Annotated in this window: 17 protein-coding genes; 6 read left to right on the top strand and 11 right to left on the bottom strand. The window is 65.2% G+C overall.

Annotated elements, in window-relative coordinates:
• Positions 1–27: 27 nt before the first annotated feature.
• Together HUS66_RS14485 and HUS66_RS14480 are read left to right on the top strand one after the other, a co-directional pair.
• Positions 28–858, top strand: coding sequence for an IclR family transcriptional regulator (locus HUS66_RS14485; protein WP_175071745.1), 831 nt, complete (start codon positions 28–30; stop codon positions 856–858).
• Positions 855–2,033 carry an aspartate carbamoyltransferase gene (locus HUS66_RS14480; protein WP_340162765.1) on the top strand — a complete coding sequence of 393 codons (1,179 nt, stop codon included), beginning with the start codon at positions 855–857 and terminating at the stop codon, positions 2,031–2,033. Before HUS66_RS14485 ends, HUS66_RS14480 begins: the two co-directional genes overlap by 4 nt.
• A gap of 197 nt (positions 2,034–2,230) precedes the next feature.
• On the opposite strand, the gene HUS66_RS14475 is transcribed toward HUS66_RS14480, so the two are convergent.
• A complete protein-coding gene (locus HUS66_RS14475; RefSeq protein ID WP_175071744.1) occupies positions 2,231–3,895 on the bottom strand; it encodes a diguanylate cyclase domain-containing protein in 1,665 nt (554 codons plus the stop codon).
• Between the two features lie 322 nt (positions 3,896–4,217).
• Here HUS66_RS14475 and HUS66_RS14470 point away from each other — a divergent pair, with 322 nt between their 5' ends.
• Positions 4,218–5,267: a homocysteine S-methyltransferase family protein gene (locus tag HUS66_RS14470; RefSeq protein WP_175071742.1), complete on the top strand. Its 1,050-nt coding sequence runs from the start codon at positions 4,218–4,220 to the stop codon at positions 5,265–5,267.
• A gap of 68 nt (positions 5,268–5,335) precedes the next feature.
• Here the strand turns inward: HUS66_RS14470 and ruvX are convergent, their stop codons facing one another.
• From ruvX to HUS66_RS14430, 8 genes are all read right to left on the bottom strand, one after another.
• The gene (ruvX, locus tag HUS66_RS14465) at positions 5,336–5,791 is read right to left on the bottom strand and encodes a Holliday junction resolvase RuvX (protein ID WP_175071740.1); all 456 of its coding nucleotides are present in this window, start codon (positions 5,789–5,791) and stop codon (positions 5,336–5,338) included.
• A complete protein-coding gene (locus HUS66_RS14460; RefSeq protein WP_175071738.1) occupies positions 5,791–6,348 on the bottom strand; it encodes a YqgE/AlgH family protein in 558 nt (185 codons plus the stop codon). Before HUS66_RS14460 ends, ruvX begins: the two co-directional genes overlap by 1 nt.
• 14 nt (positions 6,349–6,362) lie before the next feature.
• Positions 6,363–7,292 carry a TonB family protein gene (locus tag HUS66_RS14455; protein ID WP_175071736.1) on the bottom strand — a complete coding sequence of 310 codons (930 nt, stop codon included), beginning with the start codon at positions 7,290–7,292 and terminating at the stop codon, positions 6,363–6,365.
• Between the two features lie 10 nt (positions 7,293–7,302).
• A complete protein-coding gene (gshB, locus tag HUS66_RS14450) occupies positions 7,303–8,298 on the bottom strand; it encodes a glutathione synthase (protein WP_175071809.1) in 996 nt (331 codons plus the stop codon).
• A 134-nt stretch (positions 8,299–8,432) separates the two neighbouring features.
• Positions 8,433–9,197 (bottom strand): CvfB family protein, encoded by a 765-nt coding sequence (locus HUS66_RS14445; protein WP_175071734.1) that lies wholly within the window; start codon positions 9,195–9,197, stop codon positions 8,433–8,435.
• Between the two features lie 100 nt (positions 9,198–9,297).
• Positions 9,298–10,032, bottom strand: a complete 735-nt coding sequence (locus HUS66_RS14440) for a 16S rRNA (uracil(1498)-N(3))-methyltransferase (protein WP_175071732.1) — start codon at positions 10,030–10,032, stop codon at positions 9,298–9,300.
• A 27-nt stretch (positions 10,033–10,059) separates the two neighbouring features.
• Entirely contained in the window at positions 10,060–10,569 is a 510-nt protein-coding gene (gene secB / locus HUS66_RS14435) for a protein-export chaperone SecB (RefSeq protein WP_175071730.1), read from the bottom strand.
• A 60-nt stretch (positions 10,570–10,629) separates the two neighbouring features.
• Positions 10,630–11,052, bottom strand: a complete 423-nt coding sequence (locus HUS66_RS14430; protein WP_175071729.1) for a rhodanese-like domain-containing protein — start codon at positions 11,050–11,052, stop codon at positions 10,630–10,632.
• A gap of 241 nt (positions 11,053–11,293) precedes the next feature.
• Between HUS66_RS14430 and gpmI the strand changes: the two genes are divergently transcribed.
• From gpmI to HUS66_RS14415, 3 genes are all read left to right on the top strand, one after another.
• On the top strand, positions 11,294–12,865 hold the full coding sequence (gene gpmI, locus HUS66_RS14425; RefSeq protein WP_175071727.1) for a 2,3-bisphosphoglycerate-independent phosphoglycerate mutase: 1,572 nt from the start codon (positions 11,294–11,296) through the stop codon (positions 12,863–12,865).
• The gene (locus HUS66_RS14420) at positions 12,862–14,127 is read left to right on the top strand and encodes a murein hydrolase activator EnvC family protein (protein ID WP_282847438.1); all 1,266 of its coding nucleotides are present in this window, start codon (positions 12,862–12,864) and stop codon (positions 14,125–14,127) included. The genes gpmI and HUS66_RS14420 overlap by 4 nt, the downstream gene beginning before the upstream one ends.
• 279 nt (positions 14,128–14,406) lie before the next feature.
• On the top strand, positions 14,407–15,714 hold the full coding sequence (locus HUS66_RS14415; RefSeq protein ID WP_175071725.1) for a S41 family peptidase: 1,308 nt from the start codon (positions 14,407–14,409) through the stop codon (positions 15,712–15,714).
• 181 nt (positions 15,715–15,895) lie between these two features.
• Here the strand turns inward: HUS66_RS14415 and HUS66_RS14410 are convergent, their stop codons facing one another.
• Both HUS66_RS14410 and ubiH read right to left on the bottom strand, forming a co-directional pair.
• Positions 15,896–17,146 carry a UbiH/UbiF/VisC/COQ6 family ubiquinone biosynthesis hydroxylase gene (locus tag HUS66_RS14410; protein ID WP_175071723.1) on the bottom strand — a complete coding sequence of 417 codons (1,251 nt, stop codon included), beginning with the start codon at positions 17,144–17,146 and terminating at the stop codon, positions 15,896–15,898.
• A 77-nt stretch (positions 17,147–17,223) separates the two neighbouring features.
• Positions 17,224–18,456, bottom strand: a complete 1,233-nt coding sequence (gene ubiH / locus HUS66_RS14405) for a 2-octaprenyl-6-methoxyphenyl hydroxylase (protein WP_175071721.1) — start codon at positions 18,454–18,456, stop codon at positions 17,224–17,226.
• Between the last annotated feature and the right edge of the window lie 37 nt (positions 18,457–18,493).

The raw sequence follows: 18,493 nt of genomic DNA, 5'->3' as shown, positions 1-18,493 counted from the left end.
GACTAGGCAGGCCATGAGGAGCACGGCGTGACAGACGGCAAACGCAAGACGGTGGGACGCCCCGCCGGCACGGGCAAAAGCGGCGGTGGCCACAGCCAGTCGCTGGTGCGCGGGTTGAACATCCTCGAGGTGCTGGCCGCTGAGCCCCAAGGGCTCGCGCTGTCGGATATCGCCGAGCGCATGGAACTCGCCCCTTCCACTACACACCGGCTGCTGCAAGCCCTGCACGGCCAGGGCTTCATCACCCAGGAGGCGGAGCTCGGCCGCTGGCGTATCGACGTCAAGACGTTTCGCATCGGCAACGCCTTCCTCGAGGCCCGCGACCTGGTCGCCACCGCCCGCCCCTTCCTGCGCCGGCTGACCGACGCCAGCGGCGAGTCCGCGAACCTCGGCATCGAGGACAACGGCCAGGCGGTCTTCCTGGCGCAGACCGAGTCGCCGCAGATGATGCGCATGATCACGCGACTTGGTTCACGCGCACCGATGCACGCCTCCGGCGTCGGCAAGGCCCTGCTGGCCTGGCTGCCCGAGTCCGAGGTGGCACGCATCCGCGATGCCCACGGCCTTCCGCGTGTTACCTCCAATAGCCTGGATAGCTCCGCCGCTCTCGAGGCCGCCATGGCCGAGATTCGTCGCGCGGGCTATGCCTGCGACCGCGAGGAGCACGCGATCGGCCTGCACTGCGTGGCCGCGGCCATTCACGATGAACACGGCCGGCCACTGGCGGCGATCTCGGTCTCCGGCCCGATGGCTCGCATCCCCGAGGTGCGGCTCAATGAACTTGGCCAGCTGGTGCGTGAAGCGGCCGACGAAATCACCGCCCTGCTGGGCGGCCGGCGACCCGACGCTCAGGCCTGAGTAAACGCGTTCAGCGGAGAGAATTAGCCACTAGGGTTGAGACAACAGCACACGAGAGCCGCCGGCGCGATGCGCCGAGGCTGAAGCGTGGCGCCACGCGGAGTACACTAGCGCCCACCGTATCCAGTCAGCCGAGGCCCGCGATGAGTTCCCACCTGCTCTCCGTCGATTCCCTGTCACGCGACGATGTCGATCACCTGATGCGCGTCTCCGCGCTGATGGAGCCGATAGCCCAGCGCCGCAAGGTCACCCGCGTGCTGGAAGGGGCGGTGCTCGGCAACCTGTTCTTCGAGGCCAGTACCCGCACCCGCGTCAGTTTCCACGCCGCCTTCAGCCGACTCGGCGGCAGCGTGTGCGATACCACCGGCTTCACCTTCTCGTCGATGGCCAAGGGCGAATCGCTCTACGACACCAGCCGCGTGATGAGCGGCTACTGCGACGCCATCGTGCTGCGCCACCCCGAGCAGGGCGCAGTGGCCGAATTCGCCCGCGCCACCAACGTACCGGTAATCAACGGCGGCGACGGCCCCGGCGAGCACCCCAGCCAGGCGCTGCTCGACCTCTATACCATCGACAAGGAATTCACCCGGCTCGGCAAGTCGCTTGCCGGCGCCCATATCCTGCTGACCGGCGACCTGAAATACGGGCGTACCGTTCACTCGCTGATCAAGCTGCTGTCGCTGTACGAGCCGATGCGTATCACCCTGGTGGCCCCACCAGGGCTCGAGATGCCGAACCACCTGATCGACCTGGTCAGCAACCGCGGCCACCGGATCGAGACCCGCGAGAGCCTGGCCAGCGATTTCAGCGACCTGGACGTGGTCTACACCACCCGCATTCAGAAGGAACGCTTCACCGCCGAGATGAGCGAAAGCTTCGGCGGCCTGACCCGCGACTTCACCGTCGACCGCGCCTTCATGGATCGCTACTGCAACCGCGACACCATCGTCATGCACCCGCTACCCCGCGACAGCCGCCCCGAGGCAAACGACCTGGACGTTGACCTTAACGGCGACCCGCGCCTGGCCATCTTCCGCCAGACCGATAACGGCATACCGGTACGCATGGCGATCTTCGCCACCCTGCTCGAGGTCGATCACCTGATCGAGAAGGACCTGCGCGACGTTCGCTGGTTCGTACCCGACACCGTCGGCGTCGACGACCTGCGCGGCTGATACACGACAGGCACTCGGCCTCTCACTATGCAAGGGCCCGCTCAATGGGCGGGCCCTTGCATGCTGACAGTAGAAGGGGAACAGGTCAGGCGAGCGCATGCCAGCCAGGGGCAGTGGAAAGGGCAAGCCAGCATCGACACTGGCTCTGGACTAGAGGACGGCCCAGCTCGCCATTGAAGCTCAGACCGCTATGCCACCTACTCGGTACAGACCTGGTCGCGACCAGCGCGCTTGGCGGCATAGAGCGCAGTGTCCGCGCGCTTGAACAGCTCCGAGAACGCCTCGCCCTGGGCATACTCGCTAAGACCGATACTAATGGTGATGGGCAGTTCACTGTCGTCCTGGAGGGTGACAGCGCCGGCCTTGATATATTGGCGCACCCGCTCCATGACGTTCTCTGCGGCTGGCAGGCTTGCCTGTCGCATCACGACAACGAACTCCTCACCGCCGGTTCGCGCCACGATGTCGCCATCGCGCAGACACTCCGAGATACGGCTACTCAACCACTGAATCGCGATATCCCCCACGTCATGGCCGTGGGTATCGTTGACTCGCTTGAAGTGATCGATATCGACCACCGCAAGCGAGAAGCGTTCTTGCCGCGCGATCAATGTCTCCAGGTGCTGATCCAAAAACGCGCGATTGGGTAGCCCCGTCAAATAATCCCGGGACGCCTTGTCGGCCATCAGGTCGAGCTCCTGGCGGACCTGTTCGATCTCGGCTTCGTTGGTGATGACACGCTCCACCGCATCGGCAATCAGCCTGACTAGCTCGACCTCCACTTGGCTAAAAGGCGCTTGACGCGGGCTTGTGCTCGAGAAATTGAGCGTTCCCCACACCTCGCCATTCAGATGCAGCGGCGTGCCGATATAGGTCTCGAGACCAAATTGCTGGTAACAGGGATGACCGCTGATGCGAGCATCCTGACTCGCTTGAGTGGTATAGAGGATATCCTGGGTATCGAGCATCAAACGACAGTAGGTATCTCCCAGGGCGAAGGTATCACCCGGCGAGATACCGGCATCTGCCGCAGCCCATTTGACGATGTACTGATCATCGATGATGCGGCTGACGAGGCCGATTTGCAGAGATAGGGTGTCCAACGCATCGCGGAGCAGTCGATCGATGATCTCGCTGGTGCTGATATCGGTACGATTCACGCTGCTGTGGATATCACGCAGCAGTTGGATCATGGCACGATCTTCTGAGACATCCTGGATAACGGCATAGAACCCCAGCACTTCCTGTTCCAGAAAGTCGGGGAAGTAATTCACTTTGAAAAAACACGTACGGCCGTCAGAGAGTGAGATTCTGTCCTCATAGTTGACTTCCTGGCCGGAGAAGGCCCGCTGAAAGCGGGGCCACAGCTTGGCGTAGGACTCGGCATCGAGGACCGACGACACCGGCTGGCCATAGAGCGCCTCCCGGCTTAGGCCGATGAAGTCCACGTAGGCCTGGTTATTGAAACGAAAACAGCCCTCTCGGTCGATGTAAGCCACCATGACAGGCAATTGGTCGGCGAGTCGCCCGAGGATGCCCTGACTGGCCTGAGGGGATGACGTAAGTTTGATGACGATACTGCCATCCGATAGCCCGTAATAGCAGCCTGCACCATCTTCGAACGCCCAGGTTGCGCCTGGCCGCACCTCACGCCTGGCCAGGCATTCCGAAACGGCGACACCGAGCTGCGTGCGAATGTCCTTCAGCTCATTCGGTGACAGGCCAATCAAATCCTCAGGGTTGCGACCTAGCAGCGACCGTGTGTCACCCACGGCATCGGTGATTATCCGCTCACTCGAAATGCGCAGGTAGGCAGACTGCGAGAGGGACAAGACCTCATTCCACCATTGCGGTTGGCTCACGGCGTCATATTTCCTTTATTGATTAAGCGGTACCACTGCCTAGTGCTCATGCCTCCAACTACGACTATGCCGAGCCGATCCCCCATGATCAATCAATGGATATCCAGCGCCTGATGAGGGGTGTGAGACGTTGTCGATTAACGACATCATAGTCTTATGGGAGGCGAGGCGTCTGGCGGGTATTCATTATTTTATTAGAGTCAGGAATCAAAATGAACTTCATTCATTTTGATGCGGGAATCCTTCATTGGTGGTAGCGGCTAAGGGCCTGCCAAAATGCGTCCTCAGTTGAAGACGCATACCACCACGGAGGCATCCAGCCATGACGCAAGACCTGATCACCCAACGACTCGACCAGGGTCCGCTTATCTGTGCCGAGGGCTTTCTGTTCGAGCTCGAACGGCGCGGTTACCTCTCCGCCGGTGAGTTCGTGCCTGAAGTGGCGCTGTTGCGCCCGGACGCGCTGGAAGCGCTGCATCGCGATTTCCAGCATGCGGGGTCGGATGTCGTTCAGGCGTTCACCTACAACGGCCACCGCGAAAAAATGCGGGTGATCGGCAAGGAAGAGCTGCTGGAACCACTGAACCGGGCTGCGTTGAAGGTCGCTCGCAAGGTGGCCGATGAAAAACCCGGCAACCTGATGGCCGGCAACATCTCCAACAGCAACGTCTGGGACCCGGAAGATCCGGCCGCCCAGCAGAGCGTGCGCGCCATGTTCGACGAGATGGTGCAGTGGGCCGTCGAGGAAGGTGCCGACTTCATCATCGCGGAAACCTTCTACTATGCCGGCGAAGCGGAAGCGGCCCTGGCAGCGATCAAGGCCCAGGGGCTTCCTGCCGTGGTCACCTTGGCGCCAATGGCCGAGAACCGCATGGTCGATGGCCCCGGCATCGTGGAAACCTGTGTCGCCCTCGAGCAGCAGGGAGCCAGCGTGGTCGGCCTGAACTGCTTCCGGGGGCCGGATACCATGCGCCCTTGGATCCAGCAGATTCGCGACGCCGTTTCCTGCCATGTGGCGGCACTGCCGGTGACCTATCGCACCACCGAGCAGGAGCCAACGTTCTTCAACCTCTCCGACAATCATGGATGCAGCTGCCCGGCGCCCCACGGACGCGCCTTCCCGACCGCCCTGGACCCGCTGTTCTGCAACCGTTACGAGCTCGGCGCCTTTGCTCGCGACGTGCATGCCCACGGGGTCAACTACCTCGGCGTGTGCTGCGGCGCATCGCCGATGCACGTGCGTGAGGTGGCCATGGCGGTGGGGCGTGAACCGGAAGCCGCCCAATTTGCAGAGCGCATGGAGAACCATTTCATGTACGGCTCCCATGAGCGCCTGCCGGAGCATATCGCCGCCCTGGGGGTAAAGGCCTAGGCAATGTCCGAAAAGTGCTGCATCTGAAAAGTACTACTGTACTTGACCATACGGCGTTAAAAATCGCCTCAGCCGCTCTTACGGCCACCGGGCAAGCCTTCCCCGTGAGCGAACCAGCCCTCGAGAATCAGCGCGGCGGCGAGGCCGTCGACGCTGTCCTCGCGGTAGTTGCCGCGGTGGCCGGCCTCCCGGGCGAGGGTCTTGGCCTCGCGGGTGGAGCCGCGCTCGTCGACCATTTCACAGGGTTTGCCGTAGCGCCCGTAGAGCCGGTTGCCGAACTTGCGGGCGCGGGTGCTCATCTCGGACTCGCTGTCGTCCATGTTGATCGGTAGGCCGACCACGAACAGGTCCGGACGCCACTCATCGATCAGCCGCGTGACCTGAGTCCAGTCGGGAATGCCGTCTCGAGCCGGCAGCGGCTCCAGGGCTGTGGCGCTCCTTAGCATCTCGTTGCCTACCGCCACGCCGATGCGCCGGGTGCCGAAGTCGAAGGCCAGAACCAGCCGTTCGCCTGAGTTGGCCATCAGGAGTGCCCCGCCTCGCGGCTCATCAGGTTCAAATCGATGCCGAGGATGCCGGCGGCGGCGTGCAGGCGCTGCTCCGGCGGGGTGTCGAAGAGAATGCGACTATCGCCCTCGACGGTCAGCCAGGCGTTGTCCTTCAGTTCGTCTTCGAGCTGGCCGGCCTCCCAGCCGCTACAGCCCAGGCAAATCAGGAAGTCGTCGGGGCCTTGGCCTTCCGCCAGCGCCTTGAGCATGTCCATCGAAGTGGTCAGGGCGATGTCGTTATCGACCTGAATGCTGGAATCCCAGGGCTTGGCGGAGCCGCGGTGCAGAATGAAACCGCGATCCTGATGGACCGGCCCGCCATAGTAGACAGGGGCGTTGCGATGCAGGCTCTCGCTGGCATCCAGATCCAGCTGCTCGAACAGGGCGTCGAGGCTCATATCCAGGGGGTGATTGACGATCACCCCCATGGTGCCGTTGTCGTCGTGATCACACAGGTAGCTCAGGCTGCCCGCGAAGTTGGGATCTTCGAGGTGGGGCATCGCCAGCAGAAAGTGGTGCTTCAAGCTTTGCATGGGCCTCCCGGGCGTCAGCGCACGCCGAAATCATTGCCGGTGCCGAATCGCCAGATGCGGCTGATGGACAGGCGGTCGAGCCCGGCCATACCACGATCGAAGGGCCGGTAAGGTGCTGCACCACGGATGGTATCCAGCGCCGCCTGGTCGAGTTCGGGATGTCCCGACGATTGTACCACCTCTGCCTGCAGGAGCTGTCCCCGGTGGTCGATCACCACGCGCACCTTCAACTGACCGTCCAGGTCCGGCGGCGCGGGGTAGAAGCGGTTGCCGTAATCTTGCACCCGCCGCGTCCAGGCATCCACGTAGCGGGCCTCGGCGGCCTCCCTCGCGGCCTGCTGCTCTCGGTCGGCGAGCTCGGCGGGCTGCTCACTCATGGCGAAATCCCGCTCGCGAAGCGCGGCGGTGGCATTGGCGGCCAGCTCGCGGCCGGACTGGGACGGCGCCTTATGCTCACTGACTGACTCACTGGCCGGCTCGCTGACGGGCTCATTCAACGTCTCAGTCACCGGTTCTGCGGTGACCGGTGGCTCGGGGGATGGGTCTGGGAGAGACTCGGTGGCCTGCTCGGACGTACGCCCCTCTGAAGTCGGCTCAGATGATGGCTCAGGCGTCGTGTCGGGCGCCATCTTGGAAGGCGTCGCCGGGGTAGGTTCGGACAGGGTATCGGCGCTTGCCGCCTGCTGCGAGGCCTCGGCGATGGCGGTGGCTCGCTCCGGCGTCGCTGCCGGGCGGCTGACCAGCACCACATCGAGGCTTTGCGACGATTCTGGCGCGGGCGCCTTGGGCAATGACACGCCCGCCACCAGGGCGAGCAGTATCAGGTGCAGGACGATCGCCACTCCCCAGGCGATGACATGCCGATAGCCCCGGGTAACCGGAACCTGGCTAGCATCAGGCGCCACGCCGAAGGGCATGCTGACGACATCGCCGAACCAAGCCATGGCGCAGGCGCTAGCCGGCCCGCTGGGCGTCGAGGCGGCGCTCGATGGCGTCCATCAGGGTACCGGCGATGTCGGTGCCGCGTTGGTCGTCGATCTCGCGCACACAGGTGGGGCTGGTCACATTGATCTCGGTGATGTAATCGCCGATCACGTCGAGGCCGACGAACAACAGGCCCTTCTCGCGAATCATCGGCTGCACCTGTTCGATCAGCCAGTGATCGCGAGCGGTCAGCTCACGGCTGATGCCACGCCCGCCGGCGGCCAGATTGCCACGGGTTTCGCCGGCCATCGGCACCCGGGCAAGACCATAGGGAATCGGCTCGCCGTCGACCAGCAGGATGCGGGTGTCGCCGTCCTTGATCTCGGGGAGGTAGCGCTGGGCCATGATCTGGCGGTGGCCACGATCGGAAAGCGTCTCGATGATGGCGCCGATATTGCGCCCGTCCGGCAGCACGTGAAAGATGCCGCTGCCACCCATGCCGTCCAGCGGCTTGAAGATGACATCACCATGCTCGGCCTGGAAGGCGCGCAGCACCGGCTCGCTGCTGGATACCAGGGTCGGCGTGCAGCACTGAGGGAACTGCTGGGCAAAGAGCTTCTCGTTGCACTCGAGCAGCGCACGGGTCGGGTTGACCACCAGCACGCCCTCGCGTTCGGCGAAGCCCAGTAAATGCACCGCATTCAGGAAGTTACCGTCTACCGGCGGGTCCTTGCGCATCAGGATAACGTCGAGCTCGGCGAGCGGCGTGGCCACTGGCTCACCGAGGCGATACCAGTCCTCGGGATCGTGGAAGACCTCGAGATCGCGAAGCCGGGCGTGGGCGCGGCCATCGCGCAGGTAGAGATCCTCCTGCTCCATGTAGTGAAGCGAGGCACCGCGTGCGGTGGCCGCCCACAACATGGCCAGAGTGGTGTCCTTCTTGTAGGTGATGTCGGCGATAGGATCCATCACCACCCCGATCTTCAGGGCGCGACCGCCCCGTGCGGCGTTCTTCGACTCGTTCATGGGCTCGTTAATCGGCTGGCTCATCAAGATGGCTCTCGGCTAGGGGAATGCCGCTAGGGGCATGATGGCCGCAGTATGCCGCAGCAACGTGGCCGGCACCAAGGTCGATGCCCCAGGCAGGCGACCTTGGCGTATCAGTCCTGGTCGTCTTCGCGCCGGCGAATGCCATTGGCCTCGAGGACGATCTGGCGAGCCTTGTAGAGGCCGCCGATGGCCTGCTTGAAGGCATTCTTGCTGACGCCAAGCCGTGCCTTGATCGCCGGCGCCGGGCTCTTGTCAGTCAGCGGAAGAAAGCCGCCGGCCTCGTCGAGGGCCGCCAGCACCTTGTCGGTGGCCAGATCGCGCTTGGCGCCGCCCGCCGGCATCAGCGACAGGTCGAGGCGGCCGTCATCGCGCCGCTGCTTCACATAGCCGGTCACCCGCTCACCGCGCCGCACCTGGCGTGGTAATTCGTCGTGATACAGAAGCCCCCAGATGCGGTCCTCGACCACCGCCTTGAGGCCCAGGTCGGTGCGATCGCCGATCACCAGCGTCACTGCCCGACCTGGCAGCATCGCCTTCGCCGCGTCTTCGCTCAAGCCGCCATCGCGCAGGGCATCGTCGATGCTGTCGTGAAGAAAGTCATCCAGGCGCATCGAGGCGGTAGGGCGACCCTGGTCGTCCTCGAAGATGATCACCAGCACGCGCTTGCCCACCGCGGGCCGGTAGGGCTGCTCGTTGAAGGGCAGCAGCAGGTCCTTGGGGCGCCCCCAGCCGAGGAAGGCACCGGTGTTATTCACCGCCACCACCTCCAGATAGGCCACCTGGCCGACCTCGGCCAGCGGCGTGTCGGCGGCAGGGGCAGGGCTCGAGGCAGAAGCGCCACGGGTGTCGGGGCGATCCTTGGAAGACCGGGTCATGGGCATATCCTGGAAATTAATGATGAGGGGCAAGGTAGAACGATACTGACGGGACGCAACAGCAGCACCAGCAGGGTAGTGCGCCGGATCACGCTGGGGACTAGAGATCGCCGAAGTGGTGCTGCAGCAGCGTCAGCGCCACCACCGGGGCGGTCTCGGTGCGTAGGATGCGCGGACCCAGCGTCAGCGGGGTGAAGCTATCAGCCAGGGCACGCTCGACCTCGCGAGGCGAGAGCCCGCCCTCGGGGCCGATCAGCAGCGCTGCCGCCTCGGGCGCTGACGACTGGCTAGCCGCCTCGAAGATGCCTTCCGTCGCCGGGTGCAGCACCAGGCGCAGCGGCTCGCCGCGCTCAGCGAGCCAGTCGGCCAGGGCCATCGGCGCATGCACCGGCGGCAGGGTGGCGCGGCCACACTGCTCGCAGGCGCTGGCAGCCACCGCCTGCCAGTGGGCGAGTTTTTTGGCCGCGCGATCGCCCTTGAGGCGCACGTCGCCATGCTCGGTGTAGAGCGGCGTGATCGCCGCCACGCCAAGCTCCACTGCCTTCTGGATAGCGTAGTCCATGCGATCGCCCTTGGAGATCGCCTGGCCCAGGTGCACCGCGAGCGGCGATTCACCGTGCCCCGGGGTCACCGACTCAAGGCGCGCCACCACCCGCTTACGGGTGACCTCAATCAGCACGGCAGCGGCCTCGAGACCCTCGCCGTCAAACAGCGTCAGCGTCGCGCCTTCCTTGAGACGCAGCACCAGCGCCACATGACGCGCAGGGCCCTCGGGCAGTACGAGTTCGCCGCCAACGCTGAGGCCGGCGGCGACATGGATACGCGGGCCGTTCATGGCCGCCCTCCAGCGATCGGATACATCTTACTGGGTCGTCTCGCTGGCCTGAGCCTCTCGCTGCTTCTTCTGGGCGTACATCGCCTCGAAATTGACCGGCGCCAGCATCAGCGGCGGGAAACCACCGCGATTGACCAGGTTGTCGATGCACTCGCGGGCATAGGGGAACAGCAGGTTGGGGCAGAAAGCGCCCAGGGTGTGTTCGAGCTGCGCGCCTTCGATGTTGGCGATGCGGAACAGGCCGGCCTGCTCGATTTCCGCCAGGAAGGAGGTGTTGCCGGTCTCGCTGTGGGAAACCTGGGCGGTGACCTTGATCACGACCTCATAGAGGCCTTCGCCGACCTGGCTGCTGGTGGTGTTCAGATCGAGACCGACCTTGGGCTTGAACGGCTGCTGGAACACCGCCGGCGAGTTCGGCGACTCGAAGGAGATGTCCTTGACGTAGATACGCTGCAGAGAAAACTGCGGCTGGTTCTGCTGCTCGCCGGAGGCGGCACCTTCGGCACCACCGGTGGTTTGGTTGTTGTCTTCCGCCATGGCTTTGGTTCCTTGATGCGTGCGTGATGGTATGGGGATATAAAGGCGGTGCGCAGCGGTTTACTTGCGCACCATCGGCAGGCCGTCCGCCTGCCACTGGGCCATGCCGCCCTTGAGCTTGAGCGCCCGGGTGAAGCCAGCCTTCTGAAGCTTGGCAAGCACCGTACCGGAGGCCTGGCCCTGCTTGCAGACCACAATCACCGGCTTGTCCTTGACCTTGTCGAGTTCATGAAGGCGATTGTCGAGTTTGCTCTGGGGAATATTACGGGCGCCGGCCAGGTGACCTGCCTTGAAGTCCTTGGCATCGCGGATATCGAGAACCACTGCATCTTCACGATTGATCAGCTGGGTGGCTTCGCTGGCGTCGACGCCGCTACGACCACTCTGCATGGTTTCGTAGGCGATCCAGGCCGCCAGCACGATCACGAAGGCGCCAGCCAGCAGCGCGTGGTTCTGCACGAATTCGAACAACTGATCGATCATGGGTCCGGGACACTCTCGTTGGAAATCACTGGTGTTGATAATCGCGGGTGTTGAGAAACACAGGATGCCCCGCCGCCGGGGCGGCGCCCAGTATACACAAGGCATCCTGACGCGTCTGGCACAAGGGCGGCTGACGTTATGCACCGCCCTAGGATATGATGCCCCAAGGAGCCGTGAGTCGCGACCCCGTGCCGGCACCGCCGACCGGGGAATCTCCGACGTTTACCAACGAGGCCTTTTCATGTCCGATGCCAACTCCCGCCCGCGCCCGGTGGCCCTGATCATTCTCGATGGCTATGGCCACAGCGATTCGCTGGAATCCAACGCCATCGCCGCCGCCAACACGCCAGTGATGGACCGCCTGACCAAGGACTATCCGCATAGCCTGATTCATACCGATGGCAAGTATGTCGGCCTACCCGAGGGCCAGATGGGCAACTCCGAGGTCGGCCACATGAACCTGGGGGCCGGTCGCGTCGTCTATCAGGACTTCACCCGCATCACCAAGGCCATTGAGGACGACACCCTCAAGGACAACACCACCCTGACCGCGCCGATCGATGCCGCCGTCGAGGCGGGTCGCGCCGTGCACCTGCTGGGGCTGCTGTCGCCCGGCGGCGTCCACAGCCACGAGGATCACATCCTGGCCGTGGCCGAACTGGCCGCCGCCCGCGGCGCCAAGCAGATCTATCTGCACGCCTTTCTCGACGGCCGCGACACCGCACCGCAAAGCGCCAAGGCCTCTATCGAGCGCGCCGACGCCAGGCTCGCCGAACTGGTCGGCGAGGGCAACGGCTTCATCGCCTCATTGGTCGGCCGCTACTACGCCATGGACCGCGACAATCGCTGGGACCGCGTCGAGAAGGCCTATCGCGTCGCCACCGAAGGCGCGGGCGAGCATGTCGCCGCCAGTGCCGCTGAAGGCCTGGACGCCGCCTATGAGCGCGGCGAAACCGACGAATTCGTCGACGCTACCAGCATTCGCCCCCAGGGTGAGCCGGTGACGATGGCCGACGGTGACGCGGCGATCTTCATGAATTTTCGCGCCGACCGCGCCCGGGAGCTGACCCGAGCCTTCGCCGAAGATGACTTCTCTGGCTTCAGCCGTCAGGCACGCCCCGCGCTTGCCGGTGACGGCCTGGTGATGTTGACCCAGTATGCCGCCGACATCCCGGCACCGGCTGCCTTCCCACCCGCAGAGCTGACCAACACCCTGGGTGAGGTGATCGCCAAGCGCGACATGAAGCAGCTGCGCATCGCCGAGACAGAGAAGTATGCTCACGTGACCTTCTTCTTCTCCGGCGGTCGCGAAGAGCCCTACAACGGCGAGATCCGCGAGCTGATTCCCTCGCCGCAGGACGTCAAGACCTACGACGAGAAACCCGAGATGAGCGCAGTCGAGGTCACCGACAAGCTGGTCGAGGCCATCGACGGCGGCAACTATGACCTGATCGTGTGCAACTATGCGAACGGCGACATGGTCGGCCATACCGGCAAGTTCGATGCCGCGGTCAAAGCCATCGAGGCCGTGGATGCCTGCGTCGGCCGCGTGGTCGAGGCCCTGGAGCGCGTCGGCGGCGAGTGCCTGATCACCGCCGACCACGGCAACGCCGAGCAGATGGTCAACCCGGAAACCGGTGCGCCGCAGACCGCTCACACCACCTGCGAAGTGCCGCTGATCTGGGTCACCAAGCGGAAGGCCAAGCTGCGCGAGGATGGCCGGCTTTGCGACCTGGCACCGAGCCTGCTGACCATGATGGGCGAGGCCATCCCCGAGGAAATGACCGGCCAGGTACTCACCGAACTGTCGTGACCTCGCTGCACCCCAAGGCCGCTTCGTCAGCCGGCACACGTCGTCTGCCAGACTGCACGTCGAAGCGGCGTCTCGCGACCCGGCTGATCGATGTCCTGTCAGCGGTGCCCGGGGCCGGGGCATCGCTGCTGGTGGTCTGTGCCCTGAGCGCTTTCCCGGTCACCGCCCTAGTCACGCCTGCCCTGGCCGCCCCCGACGAGGAGGCGGCCAAGGCCCGTGTGGACGCCCTGGCCAAGGACATTCAGGCCCTGGAGCGCGAACTGTCCGGCCGTCGCGAGGCCCGCGACGATGCCGCCGAATCGCTTGCCGAGGTGGAGACGGCGCTGGCCACCACCCACCGTCGGCTGGATGAGCTCCAGGCCGAGCGGCGCTCGCTGAACGATGACATCGCCGACCTGGAGGATCGCCGAGATATTCTTGAAGGTGAGCGCCGCGCCCAAGAGGCGGCTCTCGCCAAGCAGCTCGACGCCCTCTACCGCCTCGGCGTCACCCCCGAGCTCAAGCTGTTGCTCAACCAGGACGACCCGGCGCGACTGGATCGGCTGCAGACCTATCTCAATCACCTGTCACGCGCCCGCAAGGCCCGCCTGGACGAACTCGCGACCCTGGATGCCAAGCTTGCCGACAACCGCCAGACCTTGACCACCCAGCTCGGTCAGTTGGCCAAGGTGCGCGAGGAAGTCGAAGCACGCAGCCAGACGCTGGCCTCGCGGCGCAGCGAGCGCGAGGCCTTGCTCAACGAGCTCGATGCCGATATCAGCCGTGGTCGCACACGACAGGCGCGTCTCGAGGAAGAGCGGGAAAATGCCGAGCAGGTCTTGGGCCAAGTCCGCGACCGGCTCGCCGCGCTCAAGCGTCCGCCTCCCACCACGGCGATCGAATCGACCCGCGGCGATCTGCCCTGGCCGACTCAGGGTCAGGTGCTGTCGCGCTTCGGTGCCGGCGAGGGGGTGGATCGCGATGGCCTGCTGATCAAGGCCGCGGCGGGCAGCCCGGTCAAGGCGGTGCATGCCGGGCGGGTGGTGTTCGCCGACTGGATGCGCGGCTTCGGCAACCTGTTGATCATCGATCATGGTGACGGCGTGATGACCCTGCACGCCCACCTGCAACACTTCACGGTCTCTCCCGGTGACGCCGTGACCGGGGGGCAGACCATCGCCGCCGTGGGCGTGAGCGGCGGCCGCACCAGCCCAGCGCTCTACTTTGCGGTGCGCCGCAACGGCGAGCCGATCGACCCCTCGACCTGGATCGCCCGGCGCTAGGCGCCTCGATGCCTGCGCCATAAAAGAGGCACCCAGAGGCTTTTTCTGAAAAGTCGACGAGCGAAGGCAAGACCGGGGCGCGTGGCTAAGGCAAAAATCAGCGAAAGTGCGGACCGGGCTGGCGCTCCAGTTCACGGGGTGTAAATGAGCATCTTGACCGGACTCGCGCCCGAGACGATTTTTAACGCCGTATGGGCGAAGACATTGCCTGGCAATGGATTCCTGCCCCGCTGTAACGCTATGCTGGGCACTTGCCCCCAGTTCCGCGACGGAGACCGAATGCGCGTCAAGGCCCCTCTCTCATTTTCGACCCGGTTGTTCTCGTCCCGGCTCACGGCCTGGCTATTCGCCGCCCTGCTGACGCTGCCCGTTTCCGCTCAGGCACAGACCCCGAGCTCGGGTGACGACCTGCCGGTCGCCGACGTCCAGACCTTCGCCGAGGTCTTCGAGCGCATCAAGCGCGCCTACGTCGACGAGGTCGATGACAGCACCCTCTTGCATAACGCCATGCGCGGCATGCTCAGCGAGCTGGATCCACACTCGACCTATCTCGACCCACAGGAATTCCAGAGCCTCAAGGAAACCACCGAAGGCGAGTTCGGGGGCATCGGCATCGAGGTCGGCATGCGCGACGGTCAGCTAATGGTCATCTCGCCTATCGACGACACCCCCGCCGCAAACGCCGGCCTGCAGTCTCAAGACGCCATCCTGCGTATCGATGACACCGCCACCGACGGCCTGTCGCTGCAGGAAGCGGTTGAGCTGATGCGCGGCGAGCCGGGCAGCGATATTCGCATCACCATTCTGCGTCAGGGTGAAAGCATGCCCCGCGACCTGACGCTAACCCGTCAGGTGATTCGTACCGAGAGCGTCAAGCACGAGTTGCTGGCGACCGGATACGGCTACCTGCGCATCAGCCAGTTCCAGAGCAGCACCGGCGAGCAGGTCAATGACGCCCTTGCCGACATGCAACAGGAAGGCGACCTGGACGGCCTGGTGCTGGATCTACGCAATAACCCCGGCGGCGTACTGCAGGCGGCGGTCGAGGTGGTCGATGCCTTCGTTGATCAGGGCCTGATCGTCTACACCGAGGGGCGGCTGGAGGACAGTCAGATGAGCTTCTCCGCCCACGCCGAGACCACCGCCCCCGACGTACCGATGGTGGTGCTGATCAACGGCGGCAGCGCCTCGGCCTCGGAAATCGTCGCCGGTGCTCTGCAGGACCAGCGTCGCGCGGTGATCATGGGCACGGAAAGCTTCGGTAAGGGCTCAGTGCAGCAGATCATGCCGCTGGGTAACGACGACGGCCTGAAGCTGACCACCGCGCTCTACTACACGCCCAACGGCCGCTCGATCCAGGCGCTGGGCATTACCCCAGACGTGCAGGTGGTGCGCGGACGCCTGGAGGTGGCTGACGGTTATGCCCAGCAGCTGCGCGAGTCCGAACTCTCAGGGCACCTCAAGGGCAGCGGCGATAGCGCCACCGCCGCCGAGACCTCGCCCAAGGTGCGCGACGACTACCAGCTCGGCGAGGCGCTTAACCTGCTCAAGGCGCTTAACGTGCTGGGGCCAAGAGCCGAGCGCTAAATCGCCAACGCTAGTCCAGAGGGGCGAGTCCAAGGGCAGTGCCGCAAAGCGGCTCTCTAACAAAAGGGGCGCATCGACAGTCAGTCGATGCGCCCTTTTTTGTTCCTCGACGCGTGCGGATTGCCCGGGGCACGCTGCCCGGGGCACGCTGCCTGCGAGCGGTCGATCCGTGCCCGGTGCTTCAGCGACAGCTGACGGGCAGACGGCTACGCTCGCCGATCGCCTGGCGCATCATCAGGCGCTTGAGGGGCGTCAGCCGGTCGATGCCGGCAAGCCCCAGATTGCGCGCCAGGGTCAGCGCAGGCTGGCGCGACCCAAACAGCAGCCGGAAGGCATCCATCAGCATCAGCATGCTGGCGTTGTCACCACGCCGGCGCCGGGCATAGCGTGACAGAATTCGCTCGTTCCCCATCGACACGCCCCGCTCGCGAGCGGCCAGCAGTTCCTCGGCCAGCACGGCCACGTCCATCAGCCCCAGGTTGACTCCCTGACCGGCCAGCGGATGGATGCTGTGGGCGGCATCGCCGACCAGCGCCAGCCCCGGCTGGACATAGTCACGCGCGTGGCGCTGGGTCAGTGCCACGCTGACCGCGCTATCGATGGGAGTGACCTCGCCAAGCCGATGGTCGATGGCCGCCGCCAGTTCCTCGCCCAGCGCTTCGGGAGAGAGCCGCGTCAGCCGGCTGGCCTCGTCGGGGCTGGTCGACCAGACGATCGAGCAGTGATCATTGCGCCCGTCGATGCACAGCGGCAGGAAGGCCAGGGGGCCCGTGGCGAGGAATGCCTGGCGGGCCACGCCGCCATGGGTACGCCCAAGACGCACGGTGGTAACCACGGCGACATGCCCCGTCTCCCGAGACAGCGTCTCGATGCCCGCCCGTTCGCGAAGCGGCGAGCGGGCACCGTCGGCGGCCACCACCAGCGGAGCGCTGAACCGGCGGCCGTCTTCCAGCAGCAGCTCACGCCTTGGCTGATGCCCCCACTGGGCTTCCTCAAGGACAACGACCCGCGCCTCGGCCTCGCAGCGCACGTTGGGCAAGGCGGCGAGGCGCGTCTCCAGGGCGGCCTGGGTGACGTCGTTCTCGACGATATGGCCAAGTACCGGCACGCCGGCCTGATCGGCGTGGAAGTGAATTTCACCGCTGCCTTCGGCGTCCCACACCTGCATCGCGGTATAAGGCGACAGGCGGCGCTCGGCCATCGCCGACCAGACGCCGAGACCTTCCAGCAGTCGCTGAGAGACCGGCGTCAGGGTGCTGACTCTGAGCCCAGGCCGGCCGCGGCCGGCCGTGTCGTCGGGCAGGCTGGCCGGACGCGCATCGAGCAGCCGCACCGCGACACCGGCCTGGCCCAGCAGTACCGCCAGGGTCGCGCCCACCATGCCGGCGCCGACAATGATCACCTCATCCGGCGTGCCTTGCTGTTCCTGCATCTTGTTCTCCCATGTTTCCTTTGCCCCGGCCTGATGGCCCTGGATGATGACCTAGCATGAGCCTCCAGCGCACCGTCTCAGCGTTCTCGCCCCATGGCCCGACGCCCCAGCGCCCGACGCAGCGGTCCCGCCAGGTTGAGGCCAACAAGCCCTGCCGCCCGGGCATGGGAGAGCAGCGGGTGATCAACCCCAAACAGCCGGATCAGGCCATCGCTGAAGCGGGTGACGCTGTGACGGTCGGCGGCGCGCTGCGCCTCGAAGGCCTGCAGGGTCGCCATATCGCCCGGCGCGCGGCCGTCCTCAACTCCCGCCTCGAGGGCGGTCACCAGATCCATCACCCCGCGCAGCGCCAGGTTGAAGCCCTGACCGGCCACCGGATGCAGGGCATGGGCGGCGTTACCCAGCACCGCAAGACCCGGCCGTACCTGCTCGGTGGCAGTGACCAGCGACAGCGGATAAGCATGGCGCTTGCCGACCCGGCGGAAGTGGCCGGCCCGGTCGCCGAAGGCCTGCTGCAGGCGCGCCAGGAAGTCGCCGTCGCTTGCGGCCAGCGTCTTAGCCTCGGCGCCCCCCTGGTGGGTCCATACCAGTTCCATCCGTTGGCCAGACAGCGGCAGCAGTGCCAGCGGTCCTTCGGGCGTGAAGCGCTCGAAGGCCACGCCGTCGTGGGACCGACTGACCTCCAGGTTGGCGATCACCGCCACCTGATCATAGGCCTCGTGCCGGCTCTCGATGCCAAGCCGTTCCTTGAGCCCCGAGCGGCCGCCATCGGCCAGCACCGTCAGGTCCGCCTCGAGCCGGCCGCCGTCATCCAGCTCAAGCAGATGGCCACCATCCTGCGGGTTGATCGACGTCACCCGTGCCGGACAGTGCCAATCCAGCGACAGCTCACCGAGCCGCCGATGCAGCACTCGCCCCATCCAGGCATTGGGCAGCACATAGCCCAGCGCCTCGACGCCGAACTCCTCGGCATTCAGTCGGGTAGCCCCCAGCCGGCCGCGCTCGCTGACATGAATGCGGCGAATCGGCTCGGCCTCCTCGGCCATCTCCGCCCACAGCCCCAGTGCCTCGAAACGATCTCGAGAGCCCTGAGCGATGGCGCTGGCCCGGGCATCGAAACTGGGCTGATAGGCCGTCTCATCGGGGTCGGGAAGCGGGCTGGCCTCGATCACCGCCACCTTGAGCCCCGACCGCTCGATGAGGGGCGCCAGGGCACAGGCCAGGCTAGCCCCCACCAGGCCACCGCCGACAATGGCGATATCGACCCGCCGGCACGGCCTATCCTGCGTATTGCGGGCGTCTTGGGTCATGCGCTCTTGCATTGGCTGTCGCTCAACGTAAAGAAAA

Source organism: Onishia taeanensis, assembly GCF_013349955.1.
Taxonomy (GTDB): domain Bacteria; phylum Pseudomonadota; class Gammaproteobacteria; order Pseudomonadales; family Halomonadaceae; genus Onishia; species Onishia taeanensis_B.
This window is presented reverse-complemented; position numbering and strand designations above follow the sequence as displayed.

Coding starts and splice junctions, on each gene's coding strand:
- HUS66_RS14470 (WP_175071742.1), top strand. CDS start 4,218: ATGACGCAAGACCTGATCACCCAACGACTCGACCAGGGTCCGCTTATC.
- ruvX (WP_175071740.1), bottom strand. CDS start 5,791: ATGGCCAACTCAGGCGAACGGCTGGTTCTGGCCTTCGACTTCGGCACC.
- HUS66_RS14460 (WP_175071738.1), bottom strand. CDS start 6,348: ATGCAAAGCTTGAAGCACCACTTTCTGCTGGCGATGCCCCACCTCGAA.
- HUS66_RS14455 (WP_175071736.1), bottom strand. CDS start 7,292: ATGGCTTGGTTCGGCGATGTCGTCAGCATGCCCTTCGGCGTGGCGCCT.
- gshB (WP_175071809.1), bottom strand. CDS start 8,298: ATGAACGAGTCGAAGAACGCCGCACGGGGCGGTCGCGCCCTGAAGATC.
- HUS66_RS14445 (WP_175071734.1), bottom strand. CDS start 9,197: ATGACCCGGTCTTCCAAGGATCGCCCCGACACCCGTGGCGCTTCTGCC.
- HUS66_RS14440 (WP_175071732.1), bottom strand. CDS start 10,032: ATGAACGGCCCGCGTATCCATGTCGCCGCCGGCCTCAGCGTTGGCGGC.
- secB (WP_175071730.1), bottom strand. CDS start 10,569: ATGGCGGAAGACAACAACCAAACCACCGGTGGTGCCGAAGGTGCCGCC.
- HUS66_RS14430 (WP_175071729.1), bottom strand. CDS start 11,052: ATGATCGATCAGTTGTTCGAATTCGTGCAGAACCACGCGCTGCTGGCT.
- gpmI (WP_175071727.1), top strand. CDS start 11,294: ATGTCCGATGCCAACTCCCGCCCGCGCCCGGTGGCCCTGATCATTCTC.
- HUS66_RS14415 (WP_175071725.1), top strand. CDS start 14,407: ATGCGCGTCAAGGCCCCTCTCTCATTTTCGACCCGGTTGTTCTCGTCC.
- HUS66_RS14410 (WP_175071723.1), bottom strand. CDS start 17,146: ATGCAGGAACAGCAAGGCACGCCGGATGAGGTGATCATTGTCGGCGCC.
- ubiH (WP_175071721.1), bottom strand. CDS start 18,456: ATGACCCAAGACGCCCGCAATACGCAGGATAGGCCGTGCCGGCGGGTC.